Source organism: Burkholderia pulmonis, from assembly GCF_984667975.1.
On sequence record NZ_OZ480187.1, the window covers coordinates 1,669,717 to 1,696,585 of the forward strand.

The 26,869-nt window shown below is 69.0% G+C and carries 24 protein-coding genes; 10 read left to right on the forward strand and 14 right to left on the reverse strand.

Going from position 1 to position 26,869, the window contains the following annotated elements; all coding sequences use genetic code 11:
* Positions 1-160: 160 nt before the first annotated feature.
* The gene (locus tag AC5LXK_RS24230) at positions 161-1,351 is read right to left on the reverse strand and encodes a helix-turn-helix transcriptional regulator (RefSeq protein ID WP_493394001.1); all 1,191 of its coding nucleotides are present in this window, start codon (positions 1,349-1,351) and stop codon (positions 161-163) included.
* Positions 1,352-1,632: 281 nt separating this feature from the next.
* Between AC5LXK_RS24230 and AC5LXK_RS24235 the strand changes: the two genes are divergently transcribed.
* The 3 genes from AC5LXK_RS24235 (at position 1,633) to AC5LXK_RS24245 (ending at position 5,135) form a co-directional block, all read left to right on the forward strand.
* The gene (locus AC5LXK_RS24235) at positions 1,633-2,571 is read left to right on the forward strand and encodes an alpha/beta hydrolase (RefSeq protein ID WP_493394002.1); all 939 of its coding nucleotides are present in this window, start codon (positions 1,633-1,635) and stop codon (positions 2,569-2,571) included.
* On the forward strand, positions 2,568-3,692 hold the full coding sequence (ribBA, locus tag AC5LXK_RS24240; protein WP_493394003.1) for a bifunctional 3,4-dihydroxy-2-butanone-4-phosphate synthase/GTP cyclohydrolase II: 1,125 nt from the start codon (positions 2,568-2,570) through the stop codon (positions 3,690-3,692). The genes AC5LXK_RS24235 and ribBA overlap by 4 nt, the downstream gene beginning before the upstream one ends.
* Before the next feature lie 207 nt (positions 3,693-3,899).
* Positions 3,900-5,135, forward strand: coding sequence for an NADH:flavin oxidoreductase (locus tag AC5LXK_RS24245; protein ID WP_493394004.1), 1,236 nt, complete (start codon positions 3,900-3,902; stop codon positions 5,133-5,135).
* Positions 5,136-5,173: 38 nt separating this feature from the next.
* Here the strand turns inward: AC5LXK_RS24245 and AC5LXK_RS24250 are convergent, their stop codons facing one another.
* Positions 5,174-6,301 (reverse strand): 4-hydroxyphenylpyruvate dioxygenase family protein, encoded by a 1,128-nt coding sequence (locus AC5LXK_RS24250; RefSeq protein ID WP_493394005.1) that lies wholly within the window; start codon positions 6,299-6,301, stop codon positions 5,174-5,176.
* A 357-nt stretch (positions 6,302-6,658) separates the two neighbouring features.
* On the opposite strand from AC5LXK_RS24250, the gene shiA reads away from it, so the two are divergent.
* Complete coding sequence (shiA, locus tag AC5LXK_RS24255; protein WP_493394006.1) at positions 6,659-7,966, forward strand: shikimate transporter; 1,308 nt, start codon at positions 6,659-6,661, stop codon at positions 7,964-7,966.
* Positions 7,967-7,999: 33 nt separating this feature from the next.
* On the opposite strand, the gene AC5LXK_RS24260 is transcribed toward shiA, so the two are convergent.
* Positions 8,000-8,740 (reverse strand): HNH endonuclease, encoded by a 741-nt coding sequence (locus AC5LXK_RS24260; RefSeq protein ID WP_493394007.1) that lies wholly within the window; start codon positions 8,738-8,740, stop codon positions 8,000-8,002.
* 242 nt (positions 8,741-8,982) lie between these two features.
* Between AC5LXK_RS24260 and AC5LXK_RS24265 the strand changes: the two genes are divergently transcribed.
* Positions 8,983-10,284 carry a UDP-N-acetylglucosamine 1-carboxyvinyltransferase gene (locus tag AC5LXK_RS24265; RefSeq protein WP_493394008.1) on the forward strand — a complete coding sequence of 434 codons (1,302 nt, stop codon included), beginning with the start codon at positions 8,983-8,985 and terminating at the stop codon, positions 10,282-10,284.
* An 89-nt stretch (positions 10,285-10,373) separates the two neighbouring features.
* Here the strand turns inward: AC5LXK_RS24265 and AC5LXK_RS24270 are convergent, their stop codons facing one another.
* Entirely contained in the window at positions 10,374-10,988 is a 615-nt protein-coding gene (locus tag AC5LXK_RS24270; protein WP_493394009.1) for a hypothetical protein, read from the reverse strand.
* A 116-nt stretch (positions 10,989-11,104) separates the two neighbouring features.
* Between AC5LXK_RS24270 and AC5LXK_RS24275 the strand changes: the two genes are divergently transcribed.
* Positions 11,105-11,875 (forward strand): IclR family transcriptional regulator domain-containing protein, encoded by a 771-nt coding sequence (locus AC5LXK_RS24275; protein ID WP_493394010.1) that lies wholly within the window; start codon positions 11,105-11,107, stop codon positions 11,873-11,875.
* Positions 11,876-11,893: 18 nt separating this feature from the next.
* Here AC5LXK_RS24275 and AC5LXK_RS24280 read toward each other — a convergent pair whose 3' ends face one another.
* The 5 genes from AC5LXK_RS24280 to AC5LXK_RS24300 form a co-directional block, all read right to left on the reverse strand.
* Positions 11,894-14,194 (reverse strand): ATP-dependent DNA helicase, encoded by a 2,301-nt coding sequence (locus tag AC5LXK_RS24280; protein ID WP_493394011.1) that lies wholly within the window; start codon positions 14,192-14,194, stop codon positions 11,894-11,896.
* Positions 14,191-15,885: a VRR-NUC domain-containing protein gene (locus AC5LXK_RS24285; protein WP_493394012.1), complete on the reverse strand. Its 1,695-nt coding sequence runs from the start codon at positions 15,883-15,885 to the stop codon at positions 14,191-14,193. Before AC5LXK_RS24285 ends, AC5LXK_RS24280 begins: the two co-directional genes overlap by 4 nt.
* A gap of 96 nt (positions 15,886-15,981) precedes the next feature.
* Entirely contained in the window at positions 15,982-16,863 is an 882-nt protein-coding gene (locus tag AC5LXK_RS24290; RefSeq protein ID WP_493391239.1) for a MipA/OmpV family protein, read from the reverse strand.
* Between the two features lie 203 nt (positions 16,864-17,066).
* A complete protein-coding gene (locus tag AC5LXK_RS24295; protein WP_493394044.1) occupies positions 17,067-17,378 on the reverse strand; it encodes an ATP-binding protein in 312 nt (103 codons plus the stop codon).
* A 308-nt stretch (positions 17,379-17,686) separates the two neighbouring features.
* Positions 17,687-17,986 carry a hypothetical protein gene (locus AC5LXK_RS24300; RefSeq protein ID WP_493391240.1) on the reverse strand — a complete coding sequence of 100 codons (300 nt, stop codon included), beginning with the start codon at positions 17,984-17,986 and terminating at the stop codon, positions 17,687-17,689.
* A gap of 143 nt (positions 17,987-18,129) precedes the next feature.
* Here AC5LXK_RS24300 and AC5LXK_RS24305 point away from each other — a divergent pair, with 143 nt between their 5' ends.
* From AC5LXK_RS24305 to AC5LXK_RS24315, 3 genes are all read left to right on the forward strand, one after another.
* Complete coding sequence (locus tag AC5LXK_RS24305; RefSeq protein ID WP_493391241.1) at positions 18,130-18,378, forward strand: hypothetical protein; 249 nt, start codon at positions 18,130-18,132, stop codon at positions 18,376-18,378.
* A 339-nt stretch (positions 18,379-18,717) separates the two neighbouring features.
* Entirely contained in the window at positions 18,718-19,149 is a 432-nt protein-coding gene (locus tag AC5LXK_RS24310) for a CBS domain-containing protein (protein ID WP_493391242.1), read from the forward strand.
* 60 nt (positions 19,150-19,209) lie between these two features.
* On the forward strand, positions 19,210-19,713 hold the full coding sequence (locus AC5LXK_RS24315; RefSeq protein WP_493391243.1) for a PRC-barrel domain-containing protein: 504 nt from the start codon (positions 19,210-19,212) through the stop codon (positions 19,711-19,713).
* A gap of 6 nt (positions 19,714-19,719) precedes the next feature.
* Here the strand turns inward: AC5LXK_RS24315 and AC5LXK_RS24320 are convergent, their stop codons facing one another.
* From AC5LXK_RS24320 to AC5LXK_RS24335, 4 genes are all read right to left on the reverse strand, one after another.
* Entirely contained in the window at positions 19,720-20,301 is a 582-nt protein-coding gene (locus AC5LXK_RS24320) for a DUF4142 domain-containing protein (RefSeq protein WP_493391244.1), read from the reverse strand.
* Positions 20,302-20,371: 70 nt separating this feature from the next.
* Entirely contained in the window at positions 20,372-20,917 is a 546-nt protein-coding gene (locus AC5LXK_RS24325) for a hypothetical protein (RefSeq protein WP_493391245.1), read from the reverse strand.
* Between the two features lie 80 nt (positions 20,918-20,997).
* The gene (locus AC5LXK_RS24330; RefSeq protein ID WP_493391246.1) at positions 20,998-21,408 is read right to left on the reverse strand and encodes a BON domain-containing protein; all 411 of its coding nucleotides are present in this window, start codon (positions 21,406-21,408) and stop codon (positions 20,998-21,000) included.
* A 48-nt stretch (positions 21,409-21,456) separates the two neighbouring features.
* Positions 21,457-23,442 carry a hybrid sensor histidine kinase/response regulator gene (locus tag AC5LXK_RS24335; RefSeq protein ID WP_493391247.1) on the reverse strand — a complete coding sequence of 662 codons (1,986 nt, stop codon included), beginning with the start codon at positions 23,440-23,442 and terminating at the stop codon, positions 21,457-21,459.
* Positions 23,443-23,884: 442 nt separating this feature from the next.
* Here AC5LXK_RS24335 and AC5LXK_RS24340 point away from each other — a divergent pair, with 442 nt between their 5' ends.
* Positions 23,885-24,859 carry a sigma-54 interaction domain-containing protein gene (locus tag AC5LXK_RS24340; RefSeq protein WP_493391248.1) on the forward strand — a complete coding sequence of 325 codons (975 nt, stop codon included), beginning with the start codon at positions 23,885-23,887 and terminating at the stop codon, positions 24,857-24,859.
* Between the two features lie 30 nt (positions 24,860-24,889).
* Here AC5LXK_RS24340 and AC5LXK_RS24345 read toward each other — a convergent pair whose 3' ends face one another.
* Entirely contained in the window at positions 24,890-26,689 is a 1,800-nt protein-coding gene (locus AC5LXK_RS24345) for a methyl-accepting chemotaxis protein (RefSeq protein ID WP_493391249.1), read from the reverse strand.
* Between the last annotated feature and the right edge of the window lie 180 nt (positions 26,690-26,869).

Genomic DNA, 26,869 nt, shown 5'->3' on the forward strand with positions numbered 1-26,869 from the left:
ACGCGTCGTCGGTCGCGCTGAACGAAAAAGAGGCTCGCACGGCGCGAGCCTCTTTTGCATGATGTCGTCATCGCCGTGCGGCGCGTGACGTATCGGCCGATGCCGATGTATTGCCTGACGAATGCATCCGTGGCCGACGAGCCGGCATCGGGCCTGCCGCTTACCCCAGCGGCACGACACTCCCGAGCAGGATCCGCACGAGCGTCGCCTGGCGCGTGACGCCCGTCTTCGAGAAGATCGCACGCAGATGCGTGCGCGCCGTGTTCTTGCTGATCCCCGACTCCTCCGCCGCTTCCTCGAGCGTCAGCCCGTTGGTCAGCAACAGCGCGAGCGACGTCTCGGCCGGCGTCAGGTCGAACAGCTTGCGGATGATTTCCTGCGCACCCTGCGGCTTGCGGTCGGGGTCGCGCAGGAACAGCGTGACGGCCGGCCGCCGCTTGTTGTCTTCCGACCAGTCGGACAGCAGCACCGTGCGCACCAGCAGCCCGAGGCGCGGCTTGTCGAAGCTGCGCGTGATCGGCATCGCCTCGACGGTTGCCGCGGCCGTGCCGTGGTGGCCCATCACCGCGTGGCGGATCAGCCGCTTCAGCGTGCGGTTCTCCTGCGCGTCGGTCGCCTCGATCGTGCCGCGCGCAATCGTCAGACCGTTGTTCTGCTTGAGGATCTCGTCGGCCACGCTGTTCATGTCGATGATCGTGCCGTTCTCGTCGAGCGCGATCGTGCCGACCTGCATGCGATCGATCGCATTCGCGTAGATCGAGCGCTCGACCTCGGCCGAGTCGAGCCGCGAATGCAGTTCGACCGCGCGCTTCAGGTGCGGCAGCAGCAGCGCGCAGATCGCCTTGTCGCGTGCCGAGAACTGCTTCGACGCATGGTTGCGGCACACGCGGAACCGGCATTCGACGCCCGACGGCGTGCGCAGGTCCGCGCCGAGGATATAGCGCACGTCCTGCGGCTTCAGGAACTGCTTGTACAGTTCGCTCGACAGCCAGCCCGTATCGCCGAACACGTCGTCGACCGTGACCACGCGATCGGCCGGCAGGCCGACGAACGGGTCGAGCGAATAGTAGTAGTTGTTGTACGACGCCTCGCCGTCGCCCGGGACGACCGGGCCGAATTCCGATGCGTGCACGGACAGCGGCGCGCGGCGATCGCTCGCGGCCGCGCGCAGGATCAGCGTCACGTAGCTCGCCTGCAGCCAGCGACGGACGAGCTCGAGCGCACCGGCCCACGGCGGCGTCTCCAGCGGCCCCTGGTAAATGCGTGCCATCAGCTCGCTGAAATCCGCGACGCCGATCTCGGCCTCGTCACTGGTTGCCTGGCTCTCTTGCGGAGCCCATCTCGTCTCCATCAGCACGCTCCATCCTCCATACGACATGTTTTCGGCGCGACCCGGTCGCGCCGCCATGATTAAGACGCGTCTAAATTCCGGCGTCATCGGGAGATTCACTGAATGGTGAGAATTGGCCATCCGCGCGTGCGAACCATCGTCCAATCGGATGATGTGGCGCCCTGCCCGCTGCGCTGGAATGCCCGTCAGGCCGTGCCGGCAAGCGTCCGGCGCGGACTCAGGGAAAACCGCGACACGGGTTTACCTGATTCAGACCGCATCCGATTCAGACAGGAGTTCCCATGCCGCTCGACCCTCAGGCGCAGGCGCTGCTTGCCGCATTCGCCCAGGCCCCCGCGATCGACTTCGCACAGCTCACCGTTCCCGCCTACCGCGCGAGTCTCGCCGCGGGTGGCGCCTTCGCATCCGGCGATGCCGTCGCCGCCGAGGAGGACTGGCAGATCCCCGCATCGGGCCGCCCGTTGTCCGCACGGCTGTATCGGCCCGACGCCGACGGGCCGTTGCCGCTGACCGTGTTTTTCCACGGCGGCGGCTTCGTGTCGTGCGGCATCGACTCGCACGCGAACCTGTGCCGCAGCCTTGCCCGGCGGGCGCGCACGCTCGTGCTGTCGGTCGACTACCGGCTCGCACCCGAAGCGCGCTTCCCGGCCGCCGCACACGACGCATGCGACGCCGTGCGCTGGGCCGCCGCCAGTGCGCGCGATCTCGGTGCGCGTACCGGCGCGGTGGCCGTGGCCGGCGACAGCGCGGGCGGCAATCTCGCGGCGGTCGCCGCGCTGCAACTGCGTGGCTCGGGCATCGCGATCGCACACCAGTTGCTGCTGTATCCGGTCGTCGATTGCGCGACCGAGCATCCGTCGTACGAATCGCTTGGCGAAGGCTATTTCCTGACGGCCGACATGATGCGCTGGTTCAAGCACCACTACTTCGACGACGGTGCCGATCGTGCGTCGCCGCTCGCGAGCCCGCTCGCCGCGCCGGACCTCGCGGGCGTCGCGCCGGCGACGATCGTCAGCGCCGAATTCGACCCGCTGCGCGACGAAGCCGAAGCGTACGCGCTGCGGCTCGCGCAGGCCGGCACGCCGGTGACGCTCGTGCGCTGGCCGGGCCAATTGCACGGTTTCGCGAGCATGCTCGGCGCCGTCGACGCGGCCGATCGCGTGCTGACGTTCGGCGCCGCTGCGTTGCGCCGCGCGTTCGACGCGAAGGAGGCGCAATGACGCTCGCCGGCACGCTCGAGATCGTCGACGAGCTTCGCGCGGGCCGCATGGTCCTGCTCGTCGATGAAGAGGATCGCGAAAACGAAGGCGATCTCGTGATCGCCGCCGATCACGTGACGCCCGACGCGATCAATTTCATGGCGCGCTTCGGGCGCGGGCTGATCTGCCTGACGCTGACCGCCGAGCGCTGCGAGCAACTGCGCCTGCCGCCGATGGCCGACCACAACGGCACGCCGTTCGGCACGGCATTCACCGTCAGCATCGAGGCGGCCGAAGGCGTGACGACCGGCATTTCGGCAGCCGATCGTGCGCATACGATCCGCACGGCGGTGCGTGCGGAAGCGCGCCACGACGATCTCGTTCAACCCGGCCACGTGTTCCCGATCGCCGCGCGCCCGGGCGGCGTGCTCGTCCGCGCCGGGCACACCGAGGCCGGCTGCGATCTCGCGGCGCTCGCCGGGCTCACGCCGGCGTCGGTGATCTGCGAAGTAATGAACGACGACGGCACGATGGCGCGGCTGCCGGAGCTGAAGGCGTTCGCCGCGCATCACGGGCTGAAGATCGGCACGATCGCCGACCTGATCCACTATCGCCGCGAGCACGAGTCGCTCGTCGAGCGCGTCGGCGAACGGCCGCTGCATACGCCGTGGGGGCCGTTTCGCGCGATCGAGTATCGCGACACCGTGCACGGCGCGCCGCATCTGGCGCTCGTGCGCGGCGAACCCGATGCGGCGACGCCCGTGCTGACGCGCGTGCACGAATGCCATTCGCTGCTCGACCTGCTCGACGCCGAGCCGTCCGCGCATTCGTGGCCGCTGCACGCCGCGCTGCAACGCATCGACGCGGCCGGTTGCGGGGTGGCGGTGCTGCTCGACTGCGACATGCGCGGCGACGCGATGCGGGTGCCGGCCGGCACGGCGCGCCGCGACGGGCGCGTGGCGGGAATCGGGTCGCAGATCCTGCGCGACGTCGGCGTGCGGCGGCTGAACGTGCTGTCGAGCCCGTTCCGGTTGCCGGCGCTGTCGGGACACGACCTGGAGATCATGGCGTTCATCCCGCTCGGGGACGACGATCCGGAAAGCGCACGAGGTGCGCATGCGAATCCGCTTCGGGCGGCGTGAGGTGCGGGCGCCCCGGGCTTCGGCACGGCAAAGTTGCGCACGCGAAATATGGCTCCCTGTTTGTATTTCACCGGGGCATGTCACCGCTCACGTCCAACGGGATGCGATTTGCCGCCGCCCAACGGCACGGCTCATCCAGCCGGACGATGCGCGCCCGCACCACCGCCGCACAATGGTCGCCGTGCCCCTTCCCGACGCCCACGCCTCATGGAATCCGCCGACCTCACGACCGCATTCAGCCCGCTGCAGATCGGCCCGCTGACGCTGCGCAACCGCCTGATCAAGTCCGCCACCAACGAGGGCATGACGCCGAACGGCGTGCCGTCGCGCGCGCTGGTCCGCTTTCACGAACGCATTGCCGAAGGCGGTGCCGCGCTGACCACCGTCGCGTACTGCGCGGTCAGCGACGACGGCCGCACGTTCGTCGACCAGGCGCGGCTCGACGCGCCGACGGTCCGCCAGTTCCGCGCACTGACCGACGCCGTCCACCGTCACGGCGCGGCGGCGTCCGCGCAGATCACGCACGGCGGCTGCTTCACGTTCCTGCCGTCGCTGTCGACGAAACGGCCGTTGAGTGCGTCCGGCGGCTTCAACAAGGTCGGCGTGATGAGCGGCCGCTTCCTGAAGCAGGCGATGACGCGCGACCAGATGACGACGGTCGCCGACGAATTCGCGCAGGCGGCCCGGCATGCGCGCGATGCCGGCTTCGACGCGGTCGAGATCCACATGGGGCACGGCTATCTGCTGAGCCAGTTCCTGTCGCCGCTGTACAACCGCCGCCGCGATGCGTACGGCGGCGACGCGGCGCGCCGGGCTGCATTCCCGGTCGAGGTGCTGCGCCGCGTGCTCGATGCGGTGGGACGGGATCTCGCCGTCGTCTGCAAGATCGGCGTGACCGAGGGCGTGCGCGGCGGCGGCACGGCCGACGACGCATGCGAGATCGCGCGGCGGCTCGAAGCCGAAGGCGCGCACCTGCTGGTGCTGAGCGGCGGGATGAACGTCGAATCGGTGTGGCAGTTGTTCGGCAGCCCGCTGCCCGGCGACGCGCGTGCGAACGCCGACAATGCGATCGTGCGCGCCGCGATGATGCTGCAGAAGCTCACCGAGCCGAAGATGGGCGCGTTTCGCGAGATGTATTTCCTCGAACATTCGAAACAGGTGCGCGCGGCGGTCAGGATGCCGCTCGCGTACCTGGGCGGCGTGCGTTCGCGCGGGAACGTCGAGCAGGCGATGCGCGAAGGATTCGACGCGGTTGCGCTGGCACGGGCGCTCGTGTTCGAGCCGGGTTTCGTCAACGGGCTGCGTGACGGCCGGCACACGCAGTCGGGCTGCACGTCGTGCAACCGCTGCGTCGTGTCGATGTACACGCCCGGTGGCACCGCATGCGTGCTGCGCGAGCCGAACGACCCCTCACCGAACCGCGTGCCGGCCGCGGGCGCCTGACGACCCGATGCGGCGCGTGACGCGGCGGCCCTGACCGTTCAGCCGGCGTCGCGCGCGCGGGCGAGTGCCGCGAGGTTGCCTTCCCCGAACCCGTGGTGCCCTTTGCGTTGCACGATTTCGAAGAAGATCTCGCCGGGCCGGCGCTTGACGAAGGTCTGGAAGAACAGCTTCGGCACGCCGTCGCTGCCGATCTCGCCGTCGACCAATACCGCGCAACGGCGCAGCGCGTCGAGATCGACGCCGTGCCCCGGCAGCCGCGCATCGACGTCGTCGTAATAGCGTGCCGGCGGCTCGATGAATTCGACGCCGTTCGCGCGCAGCGCATCGACGCACGACAGGATGTCGTCGGTGGCGAGTGCGACGTGCTGCACGCCCTCGCCCGGGTGATCGGGCAGGTAAGCGTGCATCAGCTCGGTGCGCCGCGTACCTTCCTCGTAGACCGGAATCCGCACCGCACCGCACGGCGACACCATCACGCGCGATTCCTCCGACACGTGCCAGTGCGCGTCGATTTCGTGGATCTCGCGAAAATGCAGCAGGTCGTGGTAGAAATCCAGCCACTCCTGCATGCGCCCTGCACCGACGGTCTGCGTGAAATGGTCGACCTGCTGCAGCCCGACGCCCGGGCAGTCGAGATCGGTATGCGCGGTCGCGATGTCGATCGGCCGGAAATCGACGTCGAAGATCGAGATGTCGCCGACGCCGCCGCGCTGCCCGTTCCGCCCGCGCCAGCGGTCGATGAAGTACAGGTGGGAATCGCCGATGCCCTGGATCGCCGGGATCTTCAGCTCGCCCACGCCGAGCTTTTCGCCCTCGAACGCCCACGCGCCGAGCTCGATCGCCCGCTCGAACGCGCGCCGGGCGCTCGCCACGCGCAACCCGATCGCGCAGACCCCCATCCCGTATTCCTCCGCGTAGCGCGCGGCGAACGAATCGGGCTCGGCATTGATCAGGAAGTGCATCTGCCCCTGCCGGTACAGCGTGACATTCTTGCTGACGTGCCGTGCGATCGCCTTGAACCCGAACTGCTCGAAGCGCTGTGCGAGCGCCTCCGGCACGGGCGCCGCGAATTCGACGAATTCGAGGCCGGCCATGCCGAGCGGATTGGCGGCCGGATCGGCGACGGGCGGCGTATCGCTGGACAGGGGGTGGGTATTGCCGGGCATTCCAGTCTCCGGGGGCATGCGGTCGATGGGGATGAGGCCCGTCGCGTGCGGCGTGCGCGGCCGGCGTGGCGACCGCACACCCGCCCCGAACGGGCGAGTTGTCGATGCTGCAGATTTTAACCAGATCGTTCATGGCGGCACACCCTGGCCGAACGGGATATCGCGACGCCGCCTAGTGCAAACCCGGAAAGCGTTCGATAATCGCACGAACTTGAACGATAATCGCGCACTTTGTCCGATTGGCCAATTGCCGCCGTGCGGCGCGCGCCCTATTCTCCGTTCACCCTTCGACTTCAATGCAGCATCGGACGCGGCGCCGCCACGATTCCACGATGCGCCGTGCCAGGAGACACCGCGATGACCCCAACCTTCGACACCCTCGACGCCGCCGCCGGCGCCCGCGCGCGCAGCCAGGCCCGCAAGGCCGCGATCGGCAGCTTCGTCGGCGCCGTCGTCGACTGGTACGACTTCCTGTTGTACGGGATCGTCGCCGCGCTGGTCTTCAATTCCGAGTTCTTCCCGAAAGTCAGCCCGACGATGGGCACGCTCGCGGCGTTCGCCACGTTCGGCGTCGGCTTCCTGTTCCGGCCGCTCGGCGGCGTCGTGTTCGGCCACTACGGCGACCGGCTCGGCCGCAAGCGGATGCTCGTGCTGACCGTGATGCTGATGGGGCTGTCGACGGTCGCGATCGGCCTGCTGCCGGCGTTCTCGACGATCGGCTGGTGGGCACCGGTGCTGCTGGTGCTGATGCGCGCGATCCAGGGTTTCGCGGTCGGCGGCGAATGGGGCGGCGCGGCGCTGATGGCCGTGGAGAGCGCGCCGAAGCAGAAGAAGGCGTTCTACAGCAGCGGCGTGCAGGTCGGCTACGGCGTCGGCCTCGTGCTGGCCACCGGCATCGTCTCGATCCTGAGCCACACGCTCGGCGAGGCCGCGTTCAAGTCGTGGGGCTGGCGCCTGCCGTTCCTGTTCAGCATCGTGCTGGTGCTGATCGGCCTGTGGGTGCGCAAGAACATGGACGAATCGCAGGAATTCGTCGAGAAGGTCGAGCACGGCAACCGCAAGCTGCGCCTGCCGGTGCTCGAAGCGCTCACGCGTCATCCGAAGGCGTTCCTGCTGATCATCGCGCTGCGGCTCGCCGAACTGTTCACGATGTACATCGTCACCGCGTTCGCGCTCAGCTATTCGACGACGAACCTCGGCATGTCGCGCGACCTGTTCCTGAACATCGGCCTGCTGGTCGGCGCGGTGAGCTGCGTGACGATCCCGTGCTTCGCGTGGCTGGCCGACCGCTACGGCCTGCGCCGCATCTACCTGGTCGGTGCGCTGATCGGCGTCGCGTCCGCGGTGCCGTTCTTCGTCGCGCTGGAAGCACGATCGATCGCGTGGATCGTGATCTTCTCGATCCTGCTGGCGAACGCCGCGCACGACATGGTCGTGAGCGTCCAGCAGCCGCTGTTCACCGAGCTGTTCGGCGCCGAATACCGCTACAGCGGCGCGGGTGTCGGCTACCAGTTCGCGAGTGTCGTCGGCGGCGGGTTCACGCCGTTCATCGCGGTGGGCCTCGTCAGCGTGGCCGGCGGTTCGTGGCACCTCGTCGCCGGCTACCTGGCGGTCGGCTGCCTGATTTCGCTGGTGGTCGCCGCTCGGATGCGGGCAGCGCAGTGACGGAACGAGTGCGTGGCCGGCGAGTGTCGCCGGTTACGCGCGAACGAGGCGCGGCAGCCGTGCGTAGAGGCGTTCGACGAGTTGCCGGGCGCTCTCGCCGTAATGCAGTTCGCGGTGGCAGTTCGGGCAAACGGCCACCGTGTTCGACACGAGATCGGGGCCCCGCTCCGCCAGCTTGCGGACGTGGTGCACCTCCAGATACGGCAGCCCGTCGGCGCCCTTGAACGGCGCGGGCTCGCTACAGCATTCGCATGTCCCGTTCGCTTGCGCCAACACCCAAGCCTTGACCGACGGATCGCGGCGAATTTGAGTCACGGTTGCACTGGTCACCGTCGGACTCGCGTTGCCAGGCGGCGGCACAGTCTGGGGCTTTTTCAACGCGTCGCGCACGTCGAGCTCAAATTTCACGATCGGCGCGGTCGACTGCTGATCGAGTTCATTGATGAATTGCTCGATCAGCACGCCATTCGAGCCGACGTTTTTTGCGGGCTTGAGCCCGGGAAGCCATTGACGGCCCATCAGCGCGAGCACGTAGGAGATGTTTTGCATCCGGTACTCAAATGCTTTCGCCGTGCGATTGAACTGCCCGGCCAGCCTGTCGTACACCGCTTTCTTGACGTAGCTCTGCCCCGAACGCTCGCTTTCGAGCATTTTGAGATACTCGCCGACCGATGAACGGAGTTCGTCGTGCGTCCACGGACGGCCGTCGGTATTGGGCGAAACGCCGTCGGTTAAGAGGGATTTAGGTGTCGGTGTTGACATGAAGAGCCGCATTCGGAAGTCCAGTCTCGATTTTACGAGATAAGAAACCGACCCGATCCCAGTAACGACTGGTTGGCCATTTTCATTTTTGGCGTGTCGATTTCCCCGTTGGGCTACCGATATACCCGCGTCCAGCGTCAAACACCGTCAATTGCCCTCGCCGAATCCCCCTTTTCCCCTCTGAACATTCCACGCCGCCCGCCGACCAATGGCATCATATGGGCCTACGTCAGTCACCGATACGCCCCCATATCATGTCGAATCTCATCGTCCACGGCGGCACTCCGCTGCGCGGGGACATCAAGCCGTCCGCGAACAAGAACGCCGTCCTGCCGATTCTGTGCGCCACCCTGTTGACCGATCAGCCGCTGCGCCTCGTCGGCGTGCCGGACATCACCGACGTGCGCAAGATCCTCGACATCTTCCGCACGCTCGGCAGCGACGTATCGGTCGACTTCACGACGGGTCTGCTCGAACTGCACCACCGCAACACGACGTTCGATCCGGCCGTCCACCGGCTGCCCGAGGCGATGCGCTCGTCGATCATGCTGATTCCGCCGCTGCTCGCGCGTTTCGGCGTCGCTCGCCTCGAGAACGACGTGAAAGGCTGCACGCTCGGCGTGCGCGAGATCGATCCGCACGTCGAGGTGTTCGAGCGTTTCGGCGCGCACATCGCGCGCACGCCCGATTCGCTGATTGTTCGCACGGACGGCCCGCTGACGGCCAACGATCACTGGCTCGACTATGCGTCGGTGACGACCACCGAGAACTTCGCGCTGTGCGCGACGACCGCGAACGGTACGTCGACGCTGATGAACGCGGCGTCCGAGCCGCACGTGCAGGAGTTCTGCCAGTTCCTCGCGATGATCGGCGTCGCGATCGACGGCATCGGCACGTCGCGGCTGTGCGTGACGGGCGGCGGCAAGCTCGGCGGCGGCGAGTTCCGCTTCGCCGAGGATTTCCACGAGATCGCGACGTTCCTCGCACTCGGCGCGATCACGGGTGGCGACATCTCGGTGCGCAACTCGTCGCCCGAGCATTTCCCGCTGATCGACCGCACGTTCGCGAAGTTCGGCGTCAACGTCACGCACCGCGACGGCTGGTCGCGCGCGGAACGCGACGGCCCGCTGCGCGTGCGCCGACCGTTCACGCAGAACATCCTGACCAAGGTCGAGGCCGCGCCGTGGCCGTACCTGCCCGTCGACCTGCTGCCGATCTTCATCGCGCTCGGCGTGCGCGCGGAAGGCAGCGCGATGTTCTGGAACAAGGTCTATGACGGCGCGCTCGGCTGGTCCGGCGAACTGTCGAAGTTCGGCGCCCACGTGCTGTTGTCCGATCCGCACCGGCTGATCACGTTCGGCGGGCTGCAGCTGACGCCGGCACGCGTCGAGAGCCCGTACATCATCCGCGTCGCGATCGCGCTGCTGATGGTGGCCGCGAGCATCGAAGGCCGCTCGGAAATCATGAACGCGCTGCCGATCCGCCGCGCGCATCCGCATTTCGTCGAGAACCTGCGTTCGGTCGGCGCGAACGTCGAGTGGACGAGCAGCGAGTAAATCCCTGACGGGGCGTGCACGTGACGCAAGCGTCGCGCGCCTCGCAATCGGCCGGCCATTCCGCCGGCCGCTCCCTCCCGCCTCCTGCGTTACCCGCCTTCCCCGCAATCGACGTCGCCGGCCCCCATATGGTCGAACCCGTCGAGCATCACGGCAGTCGTACCGCGTGACGGGTCACTCGGGCGCTTCGCGAGGCCTTCGTCGAGCGGGGCCGTCGGATACTGCACGCTGGTGTCCATCAGGTTGGCCGGCTGCGACCGCAGTTCCGCTTCGGTCAGCTTGCTCCCCTCCGCACGCGGCAACCCGAACGCCTTGCGCACGTCGGCCGCGTTCCACGTTCCCTTCAGCGTGACGGTGACCGACTGCAGTTCGCCGTGCTCCCAGTCGAGATCGACCTTCGTCGCGAGCGGATGCACGCTGGCCGCGAGCCGGTCGGGGAACGCCGGGCCTTCGTAATACGCCTTCGTGTTCTTGCACGCGTCGCCGGTGTTCCGGTACTTCTTCAGCGCGCAATTGAATCGCTTGTCGCGGTAGCCGAACGTCGTTTCGACGTAGCAGCCGAATTTGGGCGACGCCATGCGCGGCCACGCACGGATATCGACGGTCGGTTTGGGAAGTGTTGCGCCGGTGGTCGCAGGATTCGCCGCGGCAAGCAGCGGCACGGCCGCGACGAGCGCGGCCAGGATGGATTCTCGGATTCTCATTCTTGTCGGTTCCAGTCGGACCCGCGATTCTAGCGTGGCTTCGCCAGCGCGGTTGATCTGCGCGATAATCGCCCAATTCCGCGCGTTTACCGCACATCAGCCTTCCGCATCCGACGATGAAAAAGCCCGAACTCGACCGACGCGACTGGATTGCCGGCCTCGAAAAAGGCCTGATGATCCTGGAAGCGTTCGACAGCCAGCACGCGCGCATGACGCCCACGCAGGCCGCCGCGCGCACCGGCCTCACGCGCACGGCCGCGCGGCGCTACCTGCTGACGCTCGAATCGCTCGGCTACGTGTACACCGACGGCAAGCTGTACGGCCTCACACCGCGCGTGCTGCGGGTCGGCTGGTCGTACTTCGATTCGGCGCGCCTGCCGCGCACGGTCCAGCCGTATCTGCAGCAACTGAGCGCGTCGCTGAACGAATCGGCGTATGTGAGCGTGCTGGACGGCTGGGAACTCGTGTTCATCGCGCGCAACGGCGTGTCGCGGGTGATGACGACGGGCTTCGTGCTCGGCGCACGCGTGCCCGCGCCGCTCACGTCGCCGGGGGTCGTGCTGCTCGCCCACCATCCCGACCGCGAAGCCGTGCGCACGTGGCTCGACGACACCGAGCTGCCGCCGTTCACGCCGCACACGATCACCAACAAGGCACGCCTGCTCGAGCAGGTCGACCAGGCGCGCGACGCCGGTTTCGCGGCGATCGAGCAGCAATTGCAGGTTGGTGTGCGCGGGATCGCGGTCCCGCTGAAGAACCGTCACGGCGAAGTGGTCGCCGCGCTGAGCACGAACATGCCGATCGGCGCGGAGACGGCCGACGCGGCCGTGCGGCGCGTGCTGCCGCATCTGCAGGAAGCCGCACTCGCGATGCTCAACGTGCTGTAGCGGCTCGCGGCTTCGACGTCACCCGATCCGCCACCAACGCGGCAGCAGGTCGCGCACTTCGCGCCGCCGGTATCGGTCGTCGATCAGGTGCACGACGCCTTCGTCGTGCTCGGTGCGGATCACGCGCCCGGCCGCCTGTACGACCTTCTGCAACCCCGGATACAGGTACATGTAGTCGTAGCCGTTGCCGAAGCGCGCCTCCATCGCGCGCCGCATCTGCTCGTTGACGTCGTTGACCTGCGGCAGCCCGAGCGTCGCGATGAACGCGCCGATCAGCCGCTCGCCGACCAGGTCCACGCCCTCCGAGAAAGCCCCGCCCAGCACCGCAAAGCCGACGCCCCGCCCGCCCGCGTCGAAGCGCGCGAGAAACGCGTCGCGCTCGCTTTCGGCCATGCCGGGGGCCTGCGCCCATACCGGCACGTCCGGGTGGCGCGCCTGCATCAGCGCGACCACGCGCCCGAGGTAGTCGAAGCTGCTGAGGAACCCGAGGTAGTTGCCGGGCCGCGTCGCGTACTGTGCGGCGATCAGGTCCGCAATCGGTTCGAGCGACCGGTCCCGGTCGCGCCAGCGCGTCGACACGTGGCTCGCGACGCGCACCGTCAGTTGCTCGGCGCGGAACGGCCCGTCGACGTCGAGCCAGCCGGTATCGCCGGGCAGCCCGAGCGTGTCGCGGTAGAAATGGAACGGGCTCAGCGTGCCCGAAAACAGCACGGTTGCACGAGCGGCTTCATAGCGTGGCGCCAGGAAACCGGCCGGGATCACGTTGCGCACGCACAGCGTCGCCTGGACCCGGCGCCGGCGGCCGGCCGACCCGACGCCGTCGAGCGCAGGCTGGCGCGGCATCGGCTCGCCGACCAGCGTCGCGTCGAAGATCGACGCGCTGTCGAACGCCTCGGCCAGCACGCCGAACTGGATCGCCTCGAAATGAAATCGCAGCAGCGCGTCGCCGTTCGCGCGCGGCGCATCGGTCAGGTGTTCGCCGATCGCCGCGACGAGGTTCTGCACGGCCGATACGATCGGGCCCGGCACGTCGGGATAGGCGGCATAGCGCTCGGTCTGCGCGCGATTGACCGTACCCCATGCGCGGGCGAGCCGGTCGAACGCCTTGCGCAGCGCCGCCGGCGCGGCTTCGCGGGCCGCCGCGAACGCGAACGGATCGAGCGATGCGCTGTACATCTTGCGCGCGCGGTCGAGCAGGTTGTGCGCTTCGTCGACGAGCACGCCGACGCGCCACTGGTTCTGCTGCGCGAGCGTGTGCAGCATCGCGCTGCCGTCGTAGTAGTAGTTGTAGTCGCCGATCATCATGTCCGACCAGCGCGCGAGCTCTTGCGACAGGTAGTACGGACAGACGTCGTGCGCGAGCGCGGCCTTGCGCACGGTATCGCGATCGAGCAGCCCGGTCTCGATCGCCGCGTCGCGCGCGGCCGGCAGCCGGTCGTAGAAGCCTTTCGCGAGCGGGCAGGATTCGCCGTGGCACGCGCTGTCCGGATGCTCGCACGCCTTGTCGCGCGCGACGAGTTCCAGTACGCGCAGCGGCAGTGCGGGCGTGCCGGCGCCCAGCATCGTCGCCGCTTCGAGCGCGAGTGCGCGGCCGGGCGTTTTTGCGGTGAGGAAGAACACGTGATCGAGCTCGCCCTCGCCGCAGGCCTTCAGCATCGGGAACACAGTGCCGAGCGTCTTGCCGATGCCGGTCGGCGCCTGCGCCATCAGGCAGTGTTCGTCGCGCGCCGCGCGATAGACCGAGACCGCCAGCTCGCGCTGGCCGCTGCGGAACTGCCCGTGCGGAAACGCGAGCGCGCGCAGCGCCGCATCGCGCGCCGCGCGATGGGCCGTCTCGCGCTCGACCCAGCCGACAAAGCACGCGCACTGCTCGGCGAAGAACGTCGCGAGCGTGCCCGCATCCAGCGTTTCCGTCAGCCGGGTCTCGCGCTCGGACACGATGTCGAAGTACACGAGCGCGACGTCGATTTCCTCGAGGCCGCGCGCGTCGCACATCAGGTGCGCATAGACCTTCGCCTGCGCCCAGTGCAGCGCGCGGTGGTTGTCCGGCATCGCGTCGAGGCTACCGCGATAGGTCTTGATTTCCTCGAGACGGTTCGCCACCGGGTCGTAGCCGTCCGCACGGCCGCGCACGGTCAGCGTGCCCCAGGTGCCCGTCAGCGCGATCTCGGTTTCGTAGCGTGCACCGCGTTTCGACGTGACCGCGCCGTGGCCGGCGATGCCTTCGAGCGCGGTCGGCGCGGGTGTGAAGCGCAGGTCGAGATCGCCGCGCCGCGCGGTGAACTCGCACATCGCCCGCACCGCGACGACGTAGCTCATGCGGACAGCCCTGCCGCTTCGGCGTGCGCGACGCCCTCGCCGGCCCATTCGACGTCGACGACGCGCACCGGCATGCCGTGCGCGATGCAGTACGCGAGCCAGCGCGTCTGGTTGTCCTGCAGCCGGTCGCCGGGGCCCTTCACCTCGATCAGCTCGTAGCGGCGCTCGTCGGGCCAGAAGCGGACGAGATCGGGCAGTCCCGAACGGTTGCTGCGGATGTCCGCAAGCAGGCGCGTGAACCACAGCCGCAAGTGCTCGGGCGGCAGGCAGGCGAGCGCTTCCTCGAGCAGCTCGTCGGTCAGCACGCCCCAGAACACGAATGGCGACTGCAGCCCCGCCTTCGTCGCGAAATGCCGGCGGATCGTGTCGCGGTACGTGCCCGAATCGAGCTGCGTGAAGCACGCGTCGAATGCCGCCGCGCGGCGCACCGCGAAATCGGGTGCGTGCAGGTCGGCCGGGCCGCGCTGGAACGGGTGGAAGAATGCGCCGGGCACGGCCGCGAACACCGGCTCCCAGCACAGCAGCCCGAACAGTGAATTGATCAGCGTGTTTTCGACGTAATGAACCGGCGAAGCCGGCTGCGCAAGATGATCGCGCACCGCGAATTCGACGCTGACGAATGCATCGGGGCGTGCGAGCACGAGGGTCTCGCGCGGCACGTCGGCCGCGGCGGCCGCACGTTCGACGCGCAGGCCGGCGCGACGCTGCAGGCGCGGCAGCATGCGCTCGACGCGCTGGCGCTCCTCGTCGCTCTCGAAGCCGCTGCGCGCGTCGAGCGCCAGCGCGAGCGCGTCGCCGTCGCGTCCGCCGCGTTCGAGCACGCGGATGCGGCGATGGCGACTGCCGGGCCACGCGCTGCGCGCGTACGCGTCGAGCGCCGCCTCCCAGTCGGCGCGGCGCTCGCAGGTCTGCCCGATCGCGAACAGCAGCTTCGCGCGACGCGTCGCGAGCCACGGCTGTGCGCAGCCGACCGCGTCGATCGCATGCATCAGGTCGTCGAACGGCTGATCGTCGGGCCACCCGTCCAGCGCGTCGCGGCACGTCTGCAGCGCGAGATACGCGTCGACGTCGCTGCGCTGCTGGAACGCGCGCGACGACGGCGCGATCGCCACGCTCTCGTAATGGAACACGCCGAGATCGGCGAGCACGAATTCGCTCCAGTCCTGATGCAGATTGCCGAAGAACATCAGCCGCAGCCGGTCGCACAGTACGCCGACGGCCACGCGCAGCACACGGTCGCCTGCCTGCGCGCACCACGCATCGAGCGGTTGCGCGACGTCGTGCGCGGGCCGCAGCCGGTCGAGCCATTCGGGCTTGCGTTCGCCAGCATGCGCGGCAAGCGACGGGAAGATGCGCAGCAGATCGGCCTTGGTCGACAGCGCGAACAGCTCGTCGAGCGTGAGCGCAGGCGCCGGATCGACCCAGCCGAGTGCGACGAGCGGCGCGGCCGCGTCGAGCGTGCAGCCGATCTCGTCGTACACGAGCTTGCTCGCGCGGAAGTCGGACCCGCTGCGCATCAGCATCCGCACGAGCAGCGCGCGCGACGCCTGCGGCAACGACGCGAACTGCCGCACGAACGCATGCTCGTGCGCGTCGAACAGGTCGTCGTAACGCTCGCTGAGCCAGGTCAGCGCGCGTTCGAAATTGGTCAGGTAGTAAAACGCCGGGGGCGTCGGCGAAGCAGGCGTCACGGAGATCGATCACTGTACGTTTGTACAGGTCGGAATCATATCAAATGTGACGGGAAATGCCGCACGCGGCATCGCCCTGCTGCTGCCCGGCCCCGGTCAGAACTGGTAATTCACCGACATGTCCAACACGCCGTTGGTCGACTGCTGCGTGATCGGGCTGCGCGCCGCGCGGCCGACGAGCTGCTCGAGCGCGCCGTCGATCGTGACGAACCAGTGCTTGTTCACGAACCATGCCACCGTCATGCCCACGCCGGCCGACTTTATCCCGGCACCCGACGAATAAGCGGGCAGCCCCGAGCGCGCGGCGGCGCCCTGGCTCACGCCGAACCAGCTGTTCATGTAGCGCGAATCGGCGAACGATACCGTCGGCCCCGCGAACCAGAAAAAGTGGTCGTTGCTGCCCGGCAACGGCATGTAGGCGGAGAAATCGCCGACCCAGCCGTTCGAGCCGCCGATGCTGCGCCGGACGTCCGCCCGCAGCACGAGCGGGAATTCCTTCGAGATCACGTAATCGGCCGCCAGCTTCATCACGGGCGCCGCGTTGATGTTGTCGAGGCCGTTCAGGTGGCCGAGATTGTCGGCCGACCGGCGCCCGAGGTCATAGCCGACCGACATGCTCACGCGCCAGTTCGGCCCGCGCAGCACGTTCGCGCCGAGGCCCTCGCCCGTCGACAGGAAAAACAGGTCGCGGTAGCGGACGTCGAAATTCGGGCCGCCCATCACGTGATAGCGGTCGGCGCCGGGATAGCGCGGCTGCAGCGTCATCGCGGCGCCGACGCTGACTTCCCAGGTGGAAATGTTCGGGTCGAACAGCTTCTCGAGCGGCACGCCCGCCGAGTATTGCCACTCGCCGAGCGGCGAAGGGGTCTGGGCCGACGCATCGCGGGCGCCTGCCGTGGCCAGCGCGGCGAATGCCGACAGGCCGGATACGAACCGGCGTGCGCCGGGTGACAGCAGCGGGCGAGCAACTGTGGTCAAGATGGTCTCCGTCGGTTGCGCACATCGAACCTGATGGAAAGCGTGCCGCGCTTTGCGGGCTGCAATTGCCGGCAGCCGGCCGCGCGAACGTAGCGTACGCTGAATTAAGGGACATCGTACGCGACACGCGCACAGACGCAAAGCGCCCGTTGGATGCGGGCACTTTGCCGGGTTCCGGTACGAACCGGTCGTTGATTGCGGAATCAGAAACGCTCGACGTGATAGTCGCCGGCCAGCGCGGCCGGACTGCGCGTCGACATCATCCGCGAGAAGCCGTCGGCGAGCCGTCCGAGCGCGAGCTGCTTCTGGCTGGCGTCCCAGTGCGTATAGGTGTCGTACGCGGCATCGTCGAACGAAACGGTGACGGCGACCGGGCGGCCGCTGGCGCGAAAGCCGATCTCCAGCACGCCGCCCGGCAACTCCTCGATGTGATAGCGCAGCGAACGCGATTCGAAATAGCGGCCCAGCACCTGAGCGATCGCGCGCTTGTCCGGCGATTGCACGTGAATGTCCATGACGGTCCTCCTTTTCAGTGTTCGTGCGGCCGGTCGTGGCGCACCGCCCCCGCCCGGCATCCGCATCGGCGGCGGGTTCGATGGCGGATCGCCCTGCGGCAGCCCGTCGGGCACGGGCGGATCGACCGGATCGTCGTGTCCGGGCGGCGGCGGATCCGGATCGACGTCGGGTGTCGTCGGTTCTGGGCGGTGCAGCGTGAATGGCGTGTTCATGTCACTCCTGCGCGACGGCGCGCGCCTCTCGATGGCGAGGCGAGCGTGCGCAAGCGCCGTGCCCGCTGCCGCCCGCCGAACATCCGCCGTCCCGCTCAGTCGTCGTAGGCCGCCATCACGAGCCACACCGTGCGCCCTTCGGTGGCCAGCTGCACCGCGAGCGCGAACGGATCGGACGGCGCGCATTGCGCAACGAGCGCCCGCTGTGCGCGCTCCTGGCCGTCGTAGACGGTGTCGTTCAGTTCGCGTACCTCGTCCCTGCCGTCGAACATGCGCCGCTCGGGCCGATAGACCCGCGATTCGCGCTTCCACGTGTCGAAGCGTTCGCGTACATGGCCGAAATCGCCGCCGCATACGTTCGCGTCGTAACGTATCCTTTCCCTGGATGCATTCATCACGATGTCCTCTCGTCCATGCCGACGGTACGCGGTCCATGGCCTGCGCACCGGTCCGGCGCCCCCGGCGCGCAAGCGTCGTGCCGCTGGTGCCTCACGGGCACGGCGCTTGCGCCTGAAGTCACGACCAAGGAGGTTCGACCATGACCGCTTACGCCACCGGCCGCCACGACGCCGTGTCACCGGCCGCCGGACTGCTCCGGTTCGCCACGTCGCGCCCGCCGCCCGAAGACAGGACGGAGGAGCGCATCGACGAAGGGCTCGAGGAGACGTTTCCGGCCAGCGACCCGCCCGCCGTGGGCGGCGCGACCCGTATCGATCCTGCCAAACCGTCCGGCGAGCACGAACGTCGTGCGCCGCACGTCCCTTCACCGCCCCGCGATCACGGCTGACGGCGGCACCCGGCCTGCCATGCGCGGCGGCGCACGAGCGCGCCGGGACAATCCGGAGAGATCTGATGAAACGCCTTGAACACAGATGGCACGAAATCAGCGGCGCCGCCGGCGTCGCTGCGCTGGCCGCCATCGAGAGTACCGTGGTGCTGGCCATCGTCGTGATGACGGGCATCGGCCACTGACGTCCCGCGCCGCCCGCCCACGGCTATCGCCGTGGAAGATGTACAAGCGGGCTGGCAAATTTCTCCATCGCCCGGCCGTCGAGGCCCGGCGTGCACGGAGCGCGCGCGGCACGCTATCTGCTCCCAAGTCGTCTCGCTCACAAAGGAGGCGCTCATGTATCGCGTCAACGAGATCATGTCGCGCGACGTGGTGTGCGTCGCGCCGACCGACACGATTCGCCATGCGGCCGAATTGATGCAGCGCTTCGATATCGGCGTGCTGCCCGTTTGCGACGGCGCCGAACTCGTCGCGATCGTGACCGACCGCGACCTCGCGATACGCGGGCTGTCGCACGGCCATTCGTCCGATACCCCCGTCCTGGCCGTCGCGTCCACGCCCGTGCAGTGGTGCGTCGAGGATGACGGTGTCGGCGACGTCCAGCAGCGGATGGCGGACGTGCAGCTGCATCGCCTGCCCGTGCTCGACCGCAACCTGCGGCTCGTCGGCATCGTGTCGCTCGGCGACATCGCGACGCGCGCAGGCGGCCCCGAGCGCGACGAACTGGCCAATACGCTCGAGGACGTGTCGCTGCCGCGGCGGCGCTGACCGGCGTCCCGCCCGTTTCGCGCGGCCCGCGCCGGTGCCGCTTCGACCAGGAGGTTTTCGATGACAACGGACAGACTGCCGCGCGACGACGCGCGCATCGTCGGCGGCCATCGCCGCGCGACCGGCGGGGGCCCCGGGCCCGACGTGATGGCCGCCCGCACGCTCGCGGGCGATCGTGTGCTGACGATGGACGGCGACGACGTCGGCACGGTCGCCGACATCATGCTCGACGTGCGATCCGGCCGGATCGCGTATGCAGTGGTGGCGTCGGGCGGGGTGCGCGGGCTCGGCGACAAGCTGCTCGCGGTGCCCTGGAACGTGCTCGTGCTCGACGTCGAGCGCAAATGCTTCGTGCTGCCGGTCGGGACCGCACGCGTGCGCGACGCGCCCGGCTTCGACCGCGATCGCTGGCCGGCGATGGCCGATCCGGACTGGGCCGAGGCGCTGCATGCGTACTATGGCAGTTCGCCCTACTGGATGATCGAGGAAGGCGAAACCGCGCTCGACTCGCCGCCGTACGAAGCGTCGCCGGACGGTCCCGAAGGCGGCACGCGGCAACGTTGACGCGGGTCAGTGCGCGGCCGCCACCGTCCGCGCGAGTTGCCGCGCGGCGGCCAGATGCGCGTTCAGCGTCGGCAGCGTGCCGGCCGCGAACGCACGCAGCTGCGGATCGCGGCCGTTTCGCGCTTCGTCTTCGTAGAGCCGGATCGCCGATTCATGCGCGCGCGGCCCGGCCAGCGCGACGTAGGCCGTGTCGAACGCATGGCCCTCCTTCGTTCGCAACGCCGTCACCGCCGGATCGACCAGCATCCGCGCCTGGACCGGCACGCCCTTTTGTGCGCCAAGCTGCCGCAACTCGCCGGCGATGCGGGCGTGATCGTCGACGATCCGTCGCGCGAACGCCTTCACGTCCGGGTTCGACGAGCGGTCGAGCGCGAACTGGCCGGCCTGCCGTTCGACCTTGTCGAGCATGCCCGCCTTGTCGACGAATTCGGCGTCGATGCCGGTCGGCCGCTGCGTCATGCCGGCCTCGTCGGCGGTCGTGCCGGGGCGGACGATGCCGGGCGCGACCTGCGCCGACGAAGCGGGCGGCGTCTGCGCGCGGGCGAACGCCAGCCCCCCGACGAGGGCGGCAAATACGATTGCCGCCATCGGGTACCGGCCCCGCATCATGCGGACCGCCGGATGTCGCGACGGAGCGGGCCGGCCATCCGGGTTGCCGTCACGCGGGGCGACGGGACGACGAGAAGAAATCGGTCCACGCGCCGTTGCTCCATGCGCCCTCGGTACGCTCCACCGACAGCGCACCGGCCGCGAGCATCGTCCGCTCCGCGAATGCGATCGTGCGCCGCGTCACGTGCGCCGCGAGCACGACGCCGTTCTCGCACTGCTTCAGTGCTCCATGGCCCTCCGGTGCATCGCCGCGCATCTTGCCGAGCGCGCCGCACAACGCGCCGACATAACCGCCGACCAGCGGCACGCCGATCCACGCGAGCGGCGAATGCAGCCCGCCCAGGTAGAGCAGCGCGGCCCCGGCGAGCCCGACGACCGCACCGATGGCCACGCCTTCCAGCGCACCGATGGCGCCCGGCCGCGCGGCGGAATCCGCATAGGTATCGCCGCCGAGCCAGAACAGCGCGTGCTGTCCGGGTGGATTGAGAAAGAAGACCTTTACGTCGTCGCGATGCATGGCGTGGCCGCGCAGTTGCTCCGCGCAGCGTTCCGCCTGCTCGAGCCGCGAGAAACGGCCCGCGATGATGGTGTCCATGTCGAACCCTCCTGCCCGGTGACACGCAGGGCCGCGGGCGCGCGACGCCCGATCGGCCCGGCGCTGGCCCGTGCATCACGTTACTTCCGGCGGATCTGCAGCCTGTCGCGCACGCCGCTCACGCCGTCGATGTCGTGCGCGACGCGGATCGCGGTAGCGCGTTGCCGTTCGTCGGGCACGCTGCCCGTCAGGTCGGCCACGCGATGGTGAACCTGGACGTCGATGTCGCCGGATGCCAGCCCGCGTTCAGCGACGAGCGCCGCCCTGACGCGGGAGGCGAGCGTCGCATCGCGGATCTGGCCGCCGACGGCCGACGCCTGGCTCGCCAGCTTCGCACCGACGCCCTCCTCGGCCGATACGCAGCGGGGTGTCGCGATCCAGGCACACGACAGCAACAGTATGCTCGCGATCCGCATGAGCGGCGGCATGCGCCTGCGTCGTGCCGGCCTGCCGCCCGTGCCGGTGCGCCATGTGCGTTCCGTGGTGTCCATCGTGCCTCCTTTCCTCGTGAGCGACCGCGTGAACGCCGCCGCCCGCTGTTACCGGTGGCGCCCTTTCCCGCCGGGCGCGTCGTCCGGCGCGACGTCGACGATCACGCTCGCCAGCGTCGGCATGTCGACCGGCTTGCACAGATACGCGTCGAAGCCGGCAGCCATCACGCGGTGGCGATCGGCCTTGCCGGCATGCGCGGTGACGGCGACGACGGGCAGATGCGCGCCGCCTCCCGGCAAGTGACGGATGCGGTCGAGCAGCCAGAAGCCGTCGCCGTCCGGCATCGCGAGATCCGACAGCACGACGCTCGGCGGGTGCCGTTCCACCGCATCGAGCGCGTCGTGTCCCGATTGCGCGGTCGACACCTGCGCGCCCATCGTCTCCAGTGCCGCGGCGAGGCTGGCGCGCGAGGTGGCGTCGTCGTCGACGACGAGTACGCGCTGGCCGTCGAGCGCCACCGTGTCAGACGCGCCTGCGGGGCGCGCCGGATTCCCGGCCGGATCGTCCAGGTCCCACCCGGCCGGCAACACGACCGTCACCGTGGTGCCGCGTCCGGCGCCGTCGCTCGTCGCGACGACCTCGCCGCCATGCAGTTGCGCGATGTTGCGCACGATCGACAGGCCGAGCCCGAGGCCGCGCTTCGGTGACGCGAACGCGCCTTCCGGCCGGCTGAACGTCTCGAACAGGTGCGGCAGGTATTCCGGCGCGATGCCCTGCCCGGAATCGGCGACCGACAGCCGCACCCGCTCGCCCGCACGCGTCAGCGACACGACGATGCGCCCGCCCGGCGGCGTGAACTTGATCGCGTTCGACAGCAGATTGGACAGCACCTGGCGCACGCGCTCGTCGTCGGCCGGAATCACGCAGGTCGGCATCGCGTACTCCGTCGACAGCGCGAGCCCGTTCGCCTGTGCCGTCGCATCGAGTTCGCGCGTGGCGTCGCGCACGACCCGCACGAGATCGACCGGCACGCGCTCGAGGCGCAGCCGGCCCGTCGCGAGCGACGACGCATCGAGCAGGTCGGCGACCATGTGCGACAGCGACCGCGCGCTGCGATCGATCGCGTCGACCGCCTGTTCGGCGAGCCCGTGACCGTCGAGGTTGCGCAACACCGCGACCCAGCCGTAGATCACGTTCAGCGGCGTGCGCAGTTCGTGCGACACCGTGGCCAGCAACTCGTCCTTCAGCCGGTTCGACGTGTCGGCCTGGGCGCGCGCATCGCGTGCGCCGCGCAGCGAGCGCAGGTCGCGCCGTTCGCCTCGACGGCGTTCGCGCGCTTCGCGCAGCGTCATCGACAGGCCCGTGCAGTTGCCGTACGCATCGACGATCGGCGACGCGGCGAAGGTTGCGCGAAAACGGCCTCCGTCGCGGCGCACGCACAGCACGTCGAGCGGCCCGATCGGCGCCTGCATGCCCGCGAACGACACCGGCACCGGATACCGCTGCAGCCAGCGCGGCACGATCATCGCGGTGACGTCGCGCCCGGCGGCCTGCGCCGCGTCGATGCCGAAGATCCTCCGGGCGGCCGGATTCCAGCTCGTGATCCGCCGCGCGGCATCGACGCCGACGATCGCATCGGGCGACGCGTCGACCACCCGGCGCAGCAGGCTGTCGTCCGGCGCGCGGGCGGCCGGCACGGGTTCGCGATGCGGCGCGCGGGCAGCGTCGTCGCCATCGTCATCGACGGCGTGCAGGCGATCGTTCGCCAGCAGCGGCCTCACGGCCATCACGAGCACGCACTCGGCGAAGCCGATCGCGACGAACGTGCCGGCCTGCGCGAGCAGCGCGGCCGGCGGCATGTCGCGCCACCACAGCGTGCCGATCACGGCCACGCTCGCCGCGGTCGCGGCCAGGCCGCCGCCGAACGACGTCAGCCATGCGGCAGCCGCCACGCCTGCATAGAAAGGCAGCGGCGCAAACGGCGCGTGCTCGCCGACGGCGCGAATCGCCCACGCCTGCAGCGCGGACGCCAGCGCGACGGCCAACACGACCCATACGCCCTGCCGTAACAGCTCACGGGTCAGGGTCCTCATTGCATCCTTGCCTCGCGCCGGCTCCCGTCGCGCGGCATCGTGCCGCTTGTCGGCTATCCGGCGTGCCGTCGAGCGTGCCGGGCGGGCGTGGTGGCGGCAGCAAGCGGCATGCCCGGCGCGGGCGAAAGACGGCCGTACGGCTGTCCGGCGGCTCGTGGCCGGCCGACGCCGGTCGTCGGCATCGGCCGCCCCGGCGCCATGCGGCGACAACCGGCTTTTTCATCGGGTTTCTGTAAAAAAGCACGGATGCAACTGTCGGTCGCGCTGCCGCTTCCCGACAGGCGAACAGATCGATGGATTCAACCTTCTGTCCCCGCCGCACACATTGGAAATTTCTATTCAGCGGCACCTTCACTGCCGTTTCGCTGTCGATGATAAATATTGCAATCAACGGAACGGGCGATGCCGATTTTCAAAACGGCCCGCCATTCCCCCGATACCGATGGGTGAAACCGCAAACCGGTCGAAGCAGCGTGCAGACGGCCGCCGGCTGTCCGGCCGGTCCGCCGCGATGCGCACGCTGCTCGGCCGCATCGAGAAGATCGCACCGACCCGCGCCAGCGTGATGATTGCCGGCGAAAGCGGGGTCGGCAAGGATATCGTCGCGCGCCGTCTGCACGATCTCAGCGCACGGCGCGACGGCCCGTTCGTGCCCGTGAACTGCGGCGCGATTCCGCCCGACATCGCCGAATCGCAGCTGTTCGGGCACGAGAAAGGCAGTTTCACCGGCGCGATCGCGCAGCGGGAAGGTTTCTTCGAAGCCGCGCGCGGCGGCACGCTGCTGCTCGACGAGATCGCGGAAATGCCCGCGGCGCTGCAGGTGAAGCTGCTGCGGGCGATCGAGTCGAATTCGATTGTGCGGGTGGGCGGCACCGAGCCGATTCCGCTCGACGTGCGCTTCGTGTCGGCCACGCGCCACAACCCGGCGGAAGCCGTGCGCGACGGCCGGCTGCGCGAGGACCTGTTCTACCGGCTCGCCGCGTTCGCGCTGTACGTGCCGCCGCTGCGCCGGCGCGACGGCGACGTCGAGACGATTGCGCGGGAATTCGTCGAATCGCTCAACGCGCGGCACCGCTCGCACAAGCGGCTGACCGATGCGGCGATCACCGCGTTGCGCGCATACTCGTGGCCCGGCAACGTGCGCGAGCTGCACAACACGATCGAGCGTGCTTACATCCTGTCGGACGAAGGCATCGACATCGTGCTGCCGAAACAGGCGATCCTGCCCGATCGCACGTCGGAGAGCGCGATGGCGCTGCCGCTCGGCGCGACACTGCATCATGCGCAGCAGCGCTTCATCGCGGCGACGCTGCGCCATTTCGACGGCAACAAGCCGCGCGCGGCGAAGGCGCTCGGCATCAGCCTGAAGACCCTCTACAACCGGCTCGCGCTGATGCGCGACGGCGGCCGCTCCTGAGCGGCGCGGCCGCCTCCCTGCCGGGCCGCGTTACGCGACCTTGAACTGCCCGACCGTCGTCGCCAGTGCATTCGCCTGCGACTGCAGCGCCGTGGCGGCAGCGGTCGACTGTTCGACGAGCGCCGCATTCTGCTGCACCATTTCGTCGAGCTGCGTGACTGCGCGATTCACTTCCTGGATGCCGCGCGTCTGCTCGTTCGCCGCATGCGTGATCTCGGAGATGATGGTCGTCACGTTCGACACGTTGGACACGATCTCGCGCATCGTGTCGCCGGCCTGGCGTACCTGCCCGGACCCGGCCGACACGCTCGCGACCGTCGATTCGACGAGTACCTTCACTTCGCGCGCGGCCTGCGCGCTGCGCTGTGCGAGGCTGCGCACTTCCTGGGCGACGACCGCGAAGCCGCGGCCCTGTTCGCCCGCACGTGCCGCTTCGACCGCCGCGTTCAGTGCAAGGATGTTGGTCTGGAACGCGATCCCGTCGATCACGCCGATGATGTCGCCGATCCGGCCCGATGCCTGCTCGATCTTCTCCATCGTCGCGACGACGTCCGACACGACCACGCCGCCGTGCGACGCGATCCGCGACGCGGCGGCCGCACGTTCGTCGGCCTGGCCGGCGGCTGCCGCCGACTGGCCGACGGTCGCGGTGATCTCTTCCATCGACGCGGCCGTTTCCTCGAGGCTCGCCGCGGCCGACTCGGTACGCGACGACAAATCCTGGTTGCCTGCGGCGATCTCGTTCGCGGCCGTGCGCACCGATTCGCTCGCGTCGCGGATCTGCCGCATCACGTCGTTCAGCTTGTCGACGAAGCTGTTGAACGAGCGCGCGATGTCGGCGACTTCGTCGCGGCCGTCGGCCGGCAGGCGGTGCGTCAGGTCGCCGGCGCCCGAGCCGATTTCGGCCATCGCCTGGCGCACCTGCGACAGGCGGCGGAACGAGGTCGCGGTGATCGCGCCGATGATCAGCGACGCGATGCCGACGATCACGACCAGCGTGATCAGCGAAGCGGTCAGCAGCGAGCGCATCCCGGCCGTCGCCTCGTTCTTGTCGAGCAGCACCAGCGCGTACCAGTCGGTGCCCGGCACGGGTTTCGCGCGCACCAGCTTCGCGTCGCCGCCGACGCTCACCTCGACCGGCGCGCTCGCGGCCGCGATCGAGGCGGCGCCCATCGTGCCGAGTTCGGGCGACACGTCGGCGACCGGCTTCAGCGTGAGCTTCGCGTCCGGGTGCGCGACGACGTGCCCGGTGCTGTCGACCAGCATCCCGAAGCTCGCCGGCGTCGGGCGGATCGACTTCACGTTGGCGATCACGGTGTCCATCGAGACGTCCGCGGCGACGACGCCCTTCAGCGCGCCGTCCTTCAGGATCGGCACCGCGAACGTGACGACGAGGTTGCCCGTGCCGGCATCGACGTAAGGCGGCGTGACGACCGGCTTGCCGGCCTGCGCGGCCTGCTTGTACCACGGGCGGCCGGTCGGGTCGTAGTCGGGCGGGATCCCGGTCGGGTCGGAGAAGTGGAACGCCTTGTCCGCGTAGCCCGCATAGACGTTCGTGAAGCCGCCGGCCGCGGCCATCTGCTTGAACACCGGCAGCGGATCGGGCGCGAGCGCCGCATCCTGCAGCGACTCGATCATCCGGCTGCGGGTGGCGACCCAGTCTGCGATCCCGACCACGTGGCCGCTCGCGACGGAGGTCAGGTTGCGGTCGATCGCGTCGTCGTTGTACGAGTGCGCGATGAAATAGTTGATCAGCGTGGTGGCGACCAGCGCGAATACGACGATGGCGACGCACGCGGCGAGGATGCGGGCGCGAATGGACGAGAACATGGCAACGACTCGGTAAGGGAGCGCGAACGCCCGGTGGACGAATTCACCGGGTAAACGGCAATCGCGCCGCTTACTTGAGGTCGTTGTGACAATTCAATGAAACATATGACGAAAGGCGTTGACGGCCGTCAGCGGATCGTCAGGATGGCCGGATCCGGCGGGCGTCGTGCGCACCCCGGC

Bases quoted from the DNA above. Each gene is read 5' to 3' on its own strand.
- AC5LXK_RS24230 (WP_493394001.1), bottom strand. From the start codon at position 1,351: ATGGAGACGAGATGGGCTCCGCAAGAGAGCCAGGCAACCAGTGACGAG.
- AC5LXK_RS24235 (WP_493394002.1), top strand. From the start codon at position 1,633: ATGCCGCTCGACCCTCAGGCGCAGGCGCTGCTTGCCGCATTCGCCCAG.
- ribBA (WP_493394003.1), top strand. From the start codon at position 2,568: ATGACGCTCGCCGGCACGCTCGAGATCGTCGACGAGCTTCGCGCGGGC.
- AC5LXK_RS24245 (WP_493394004.1), top strand. From the start codon at position 3,900: ATGGAATCCGCCGACCTCACGACCGCATTCAGCCCGCTGCAGATCGGC.
- AC5LXK_RS24250 (WP_493394005.1), bottom strand. From the start codon at position 6,301: ATGCCCGGCAATACCCACCCCCTGTCCAGCGATACGCCGCCCGTCGCC.
- shiA (WP_493394006.1), top strand. From the start codon at position 6,659: ATGACCCCAACCTTCGACACCCTCGACGCCGCCGCCGGCGCCCGCGCG.
- AC5LXK_RS24260 (WP_493394007.1), bottom strand. From the start codon at position 8,740: ATGCGGCTCTTCATGTCAACACCGACACCTAAATCCCTCTTAACCGAC.
- AC5LXK_RS24265 (WP_493394008.1), top strand. From the start codon at position 8,983: ATGTCGAATCTCATCGTCCACGGCGGCACTCCGCTGCGCGGGGACATC.
- AC5LXK_RS24270 (WP_493394009.1), bottom strand. From the start codon at position 10,988: ATGAGAATCCGAGAATCCATCCTGGCCGCGCTCGTCGCGGCCGTGCCG.
- AC5LXK_RS24275 (WP_493394010.1), top strand. From the start codon at position 11,105: ATGAAAAAGCCCGAACTCGACCGACGCGACTGGATTGCCGGCCTCGAA.
- AC5LXK_RS24280 (WP_493394011.1), bottom strand. From the start codon at position 14,194: ATGAGCTACGTCGTCGCGGTGCGGGCGATGTGCGAGTTCACCGCGCGG.
- AC5LXK_RS24295 (WP_493394044.1), bottom strand. From the start codon at position 17,378: ATGGACATTCACGTGCAATCGCCGGACAAGCGCGCGATCGCTCAGGTG.
- AC5LXK_RS24300 (WP_493391240.1), bottom strand. From the start codon at position 17,986: ATGAATGCATCCAGGGAAAGGATACGTTACGACGCGAACGTATGCGGC.
- AC5LXK_RS24305 (WP_493391241.1), top strand. From the start codon at position 18,130: ATGACCGCTTACGCCACCGGCCGCCACGACGCCGTGTCACCGGCCGCC.
- AC5LXK_RS24310 (WP_493391242.1), top strand. From the start codon at position 18,718: ATGTATCGCGTCAACGAGATCATGTCGCGCGACGTGGTGTGCGTCGCG.
- AC5LXK_RS24315 (WP_493391243.1), top strand. From the start codon at position 19,210: ATGACAACGGACAGACTGCCGCGCGACGACGCGCGCATCGTCGGCGGC.
- AC5LXK_RS24320 (WP_493391244.1), bottom strand. From the start codon at position 20,301: ATGGCGGCAATCGTATTTGCCGCCCTCGTCGGGGGGCTGGCGTTCGCC.
- AC5LXK_RS24325 (WP_493391245.1), bottom strand. From the start codon at position 20,917: ATGGACACCATCATCGCGGGCCGTTTCTCGCGGCTCGAGCAGGCGGAA.
- AC5LXK_RS24330 (WP_493391246.1), bottom strand. From the start codon at position 21,408: ATGGACACCACGGAACGCACATGGCGCACCGGCACGGGCGGCAGGCCG.
- AC5LXK_RS24335 (WP_493391247.1), bottom strand. From the start codon at position 23,442: ATGAGGACCCTGACCCGTGAGCTGTTACGGCAGGGCGTATGGGTCGTG.
- AC5LXK_RS24340 (WP_493391248.1), top strand. From the start codon at position 23,885: ATGGGTGAAACCGCAAACCGGTCGAAGCAGCGTGCAGACGGCCGCCGG.
- AC5LXK_RS24345 (WP_493391249.1), bottom strand. From the start codon at position 26,689: ATGTTCTCGTCCATTCGCGCCCGCATCCTCGCCGCGTGCGTCGCCATC.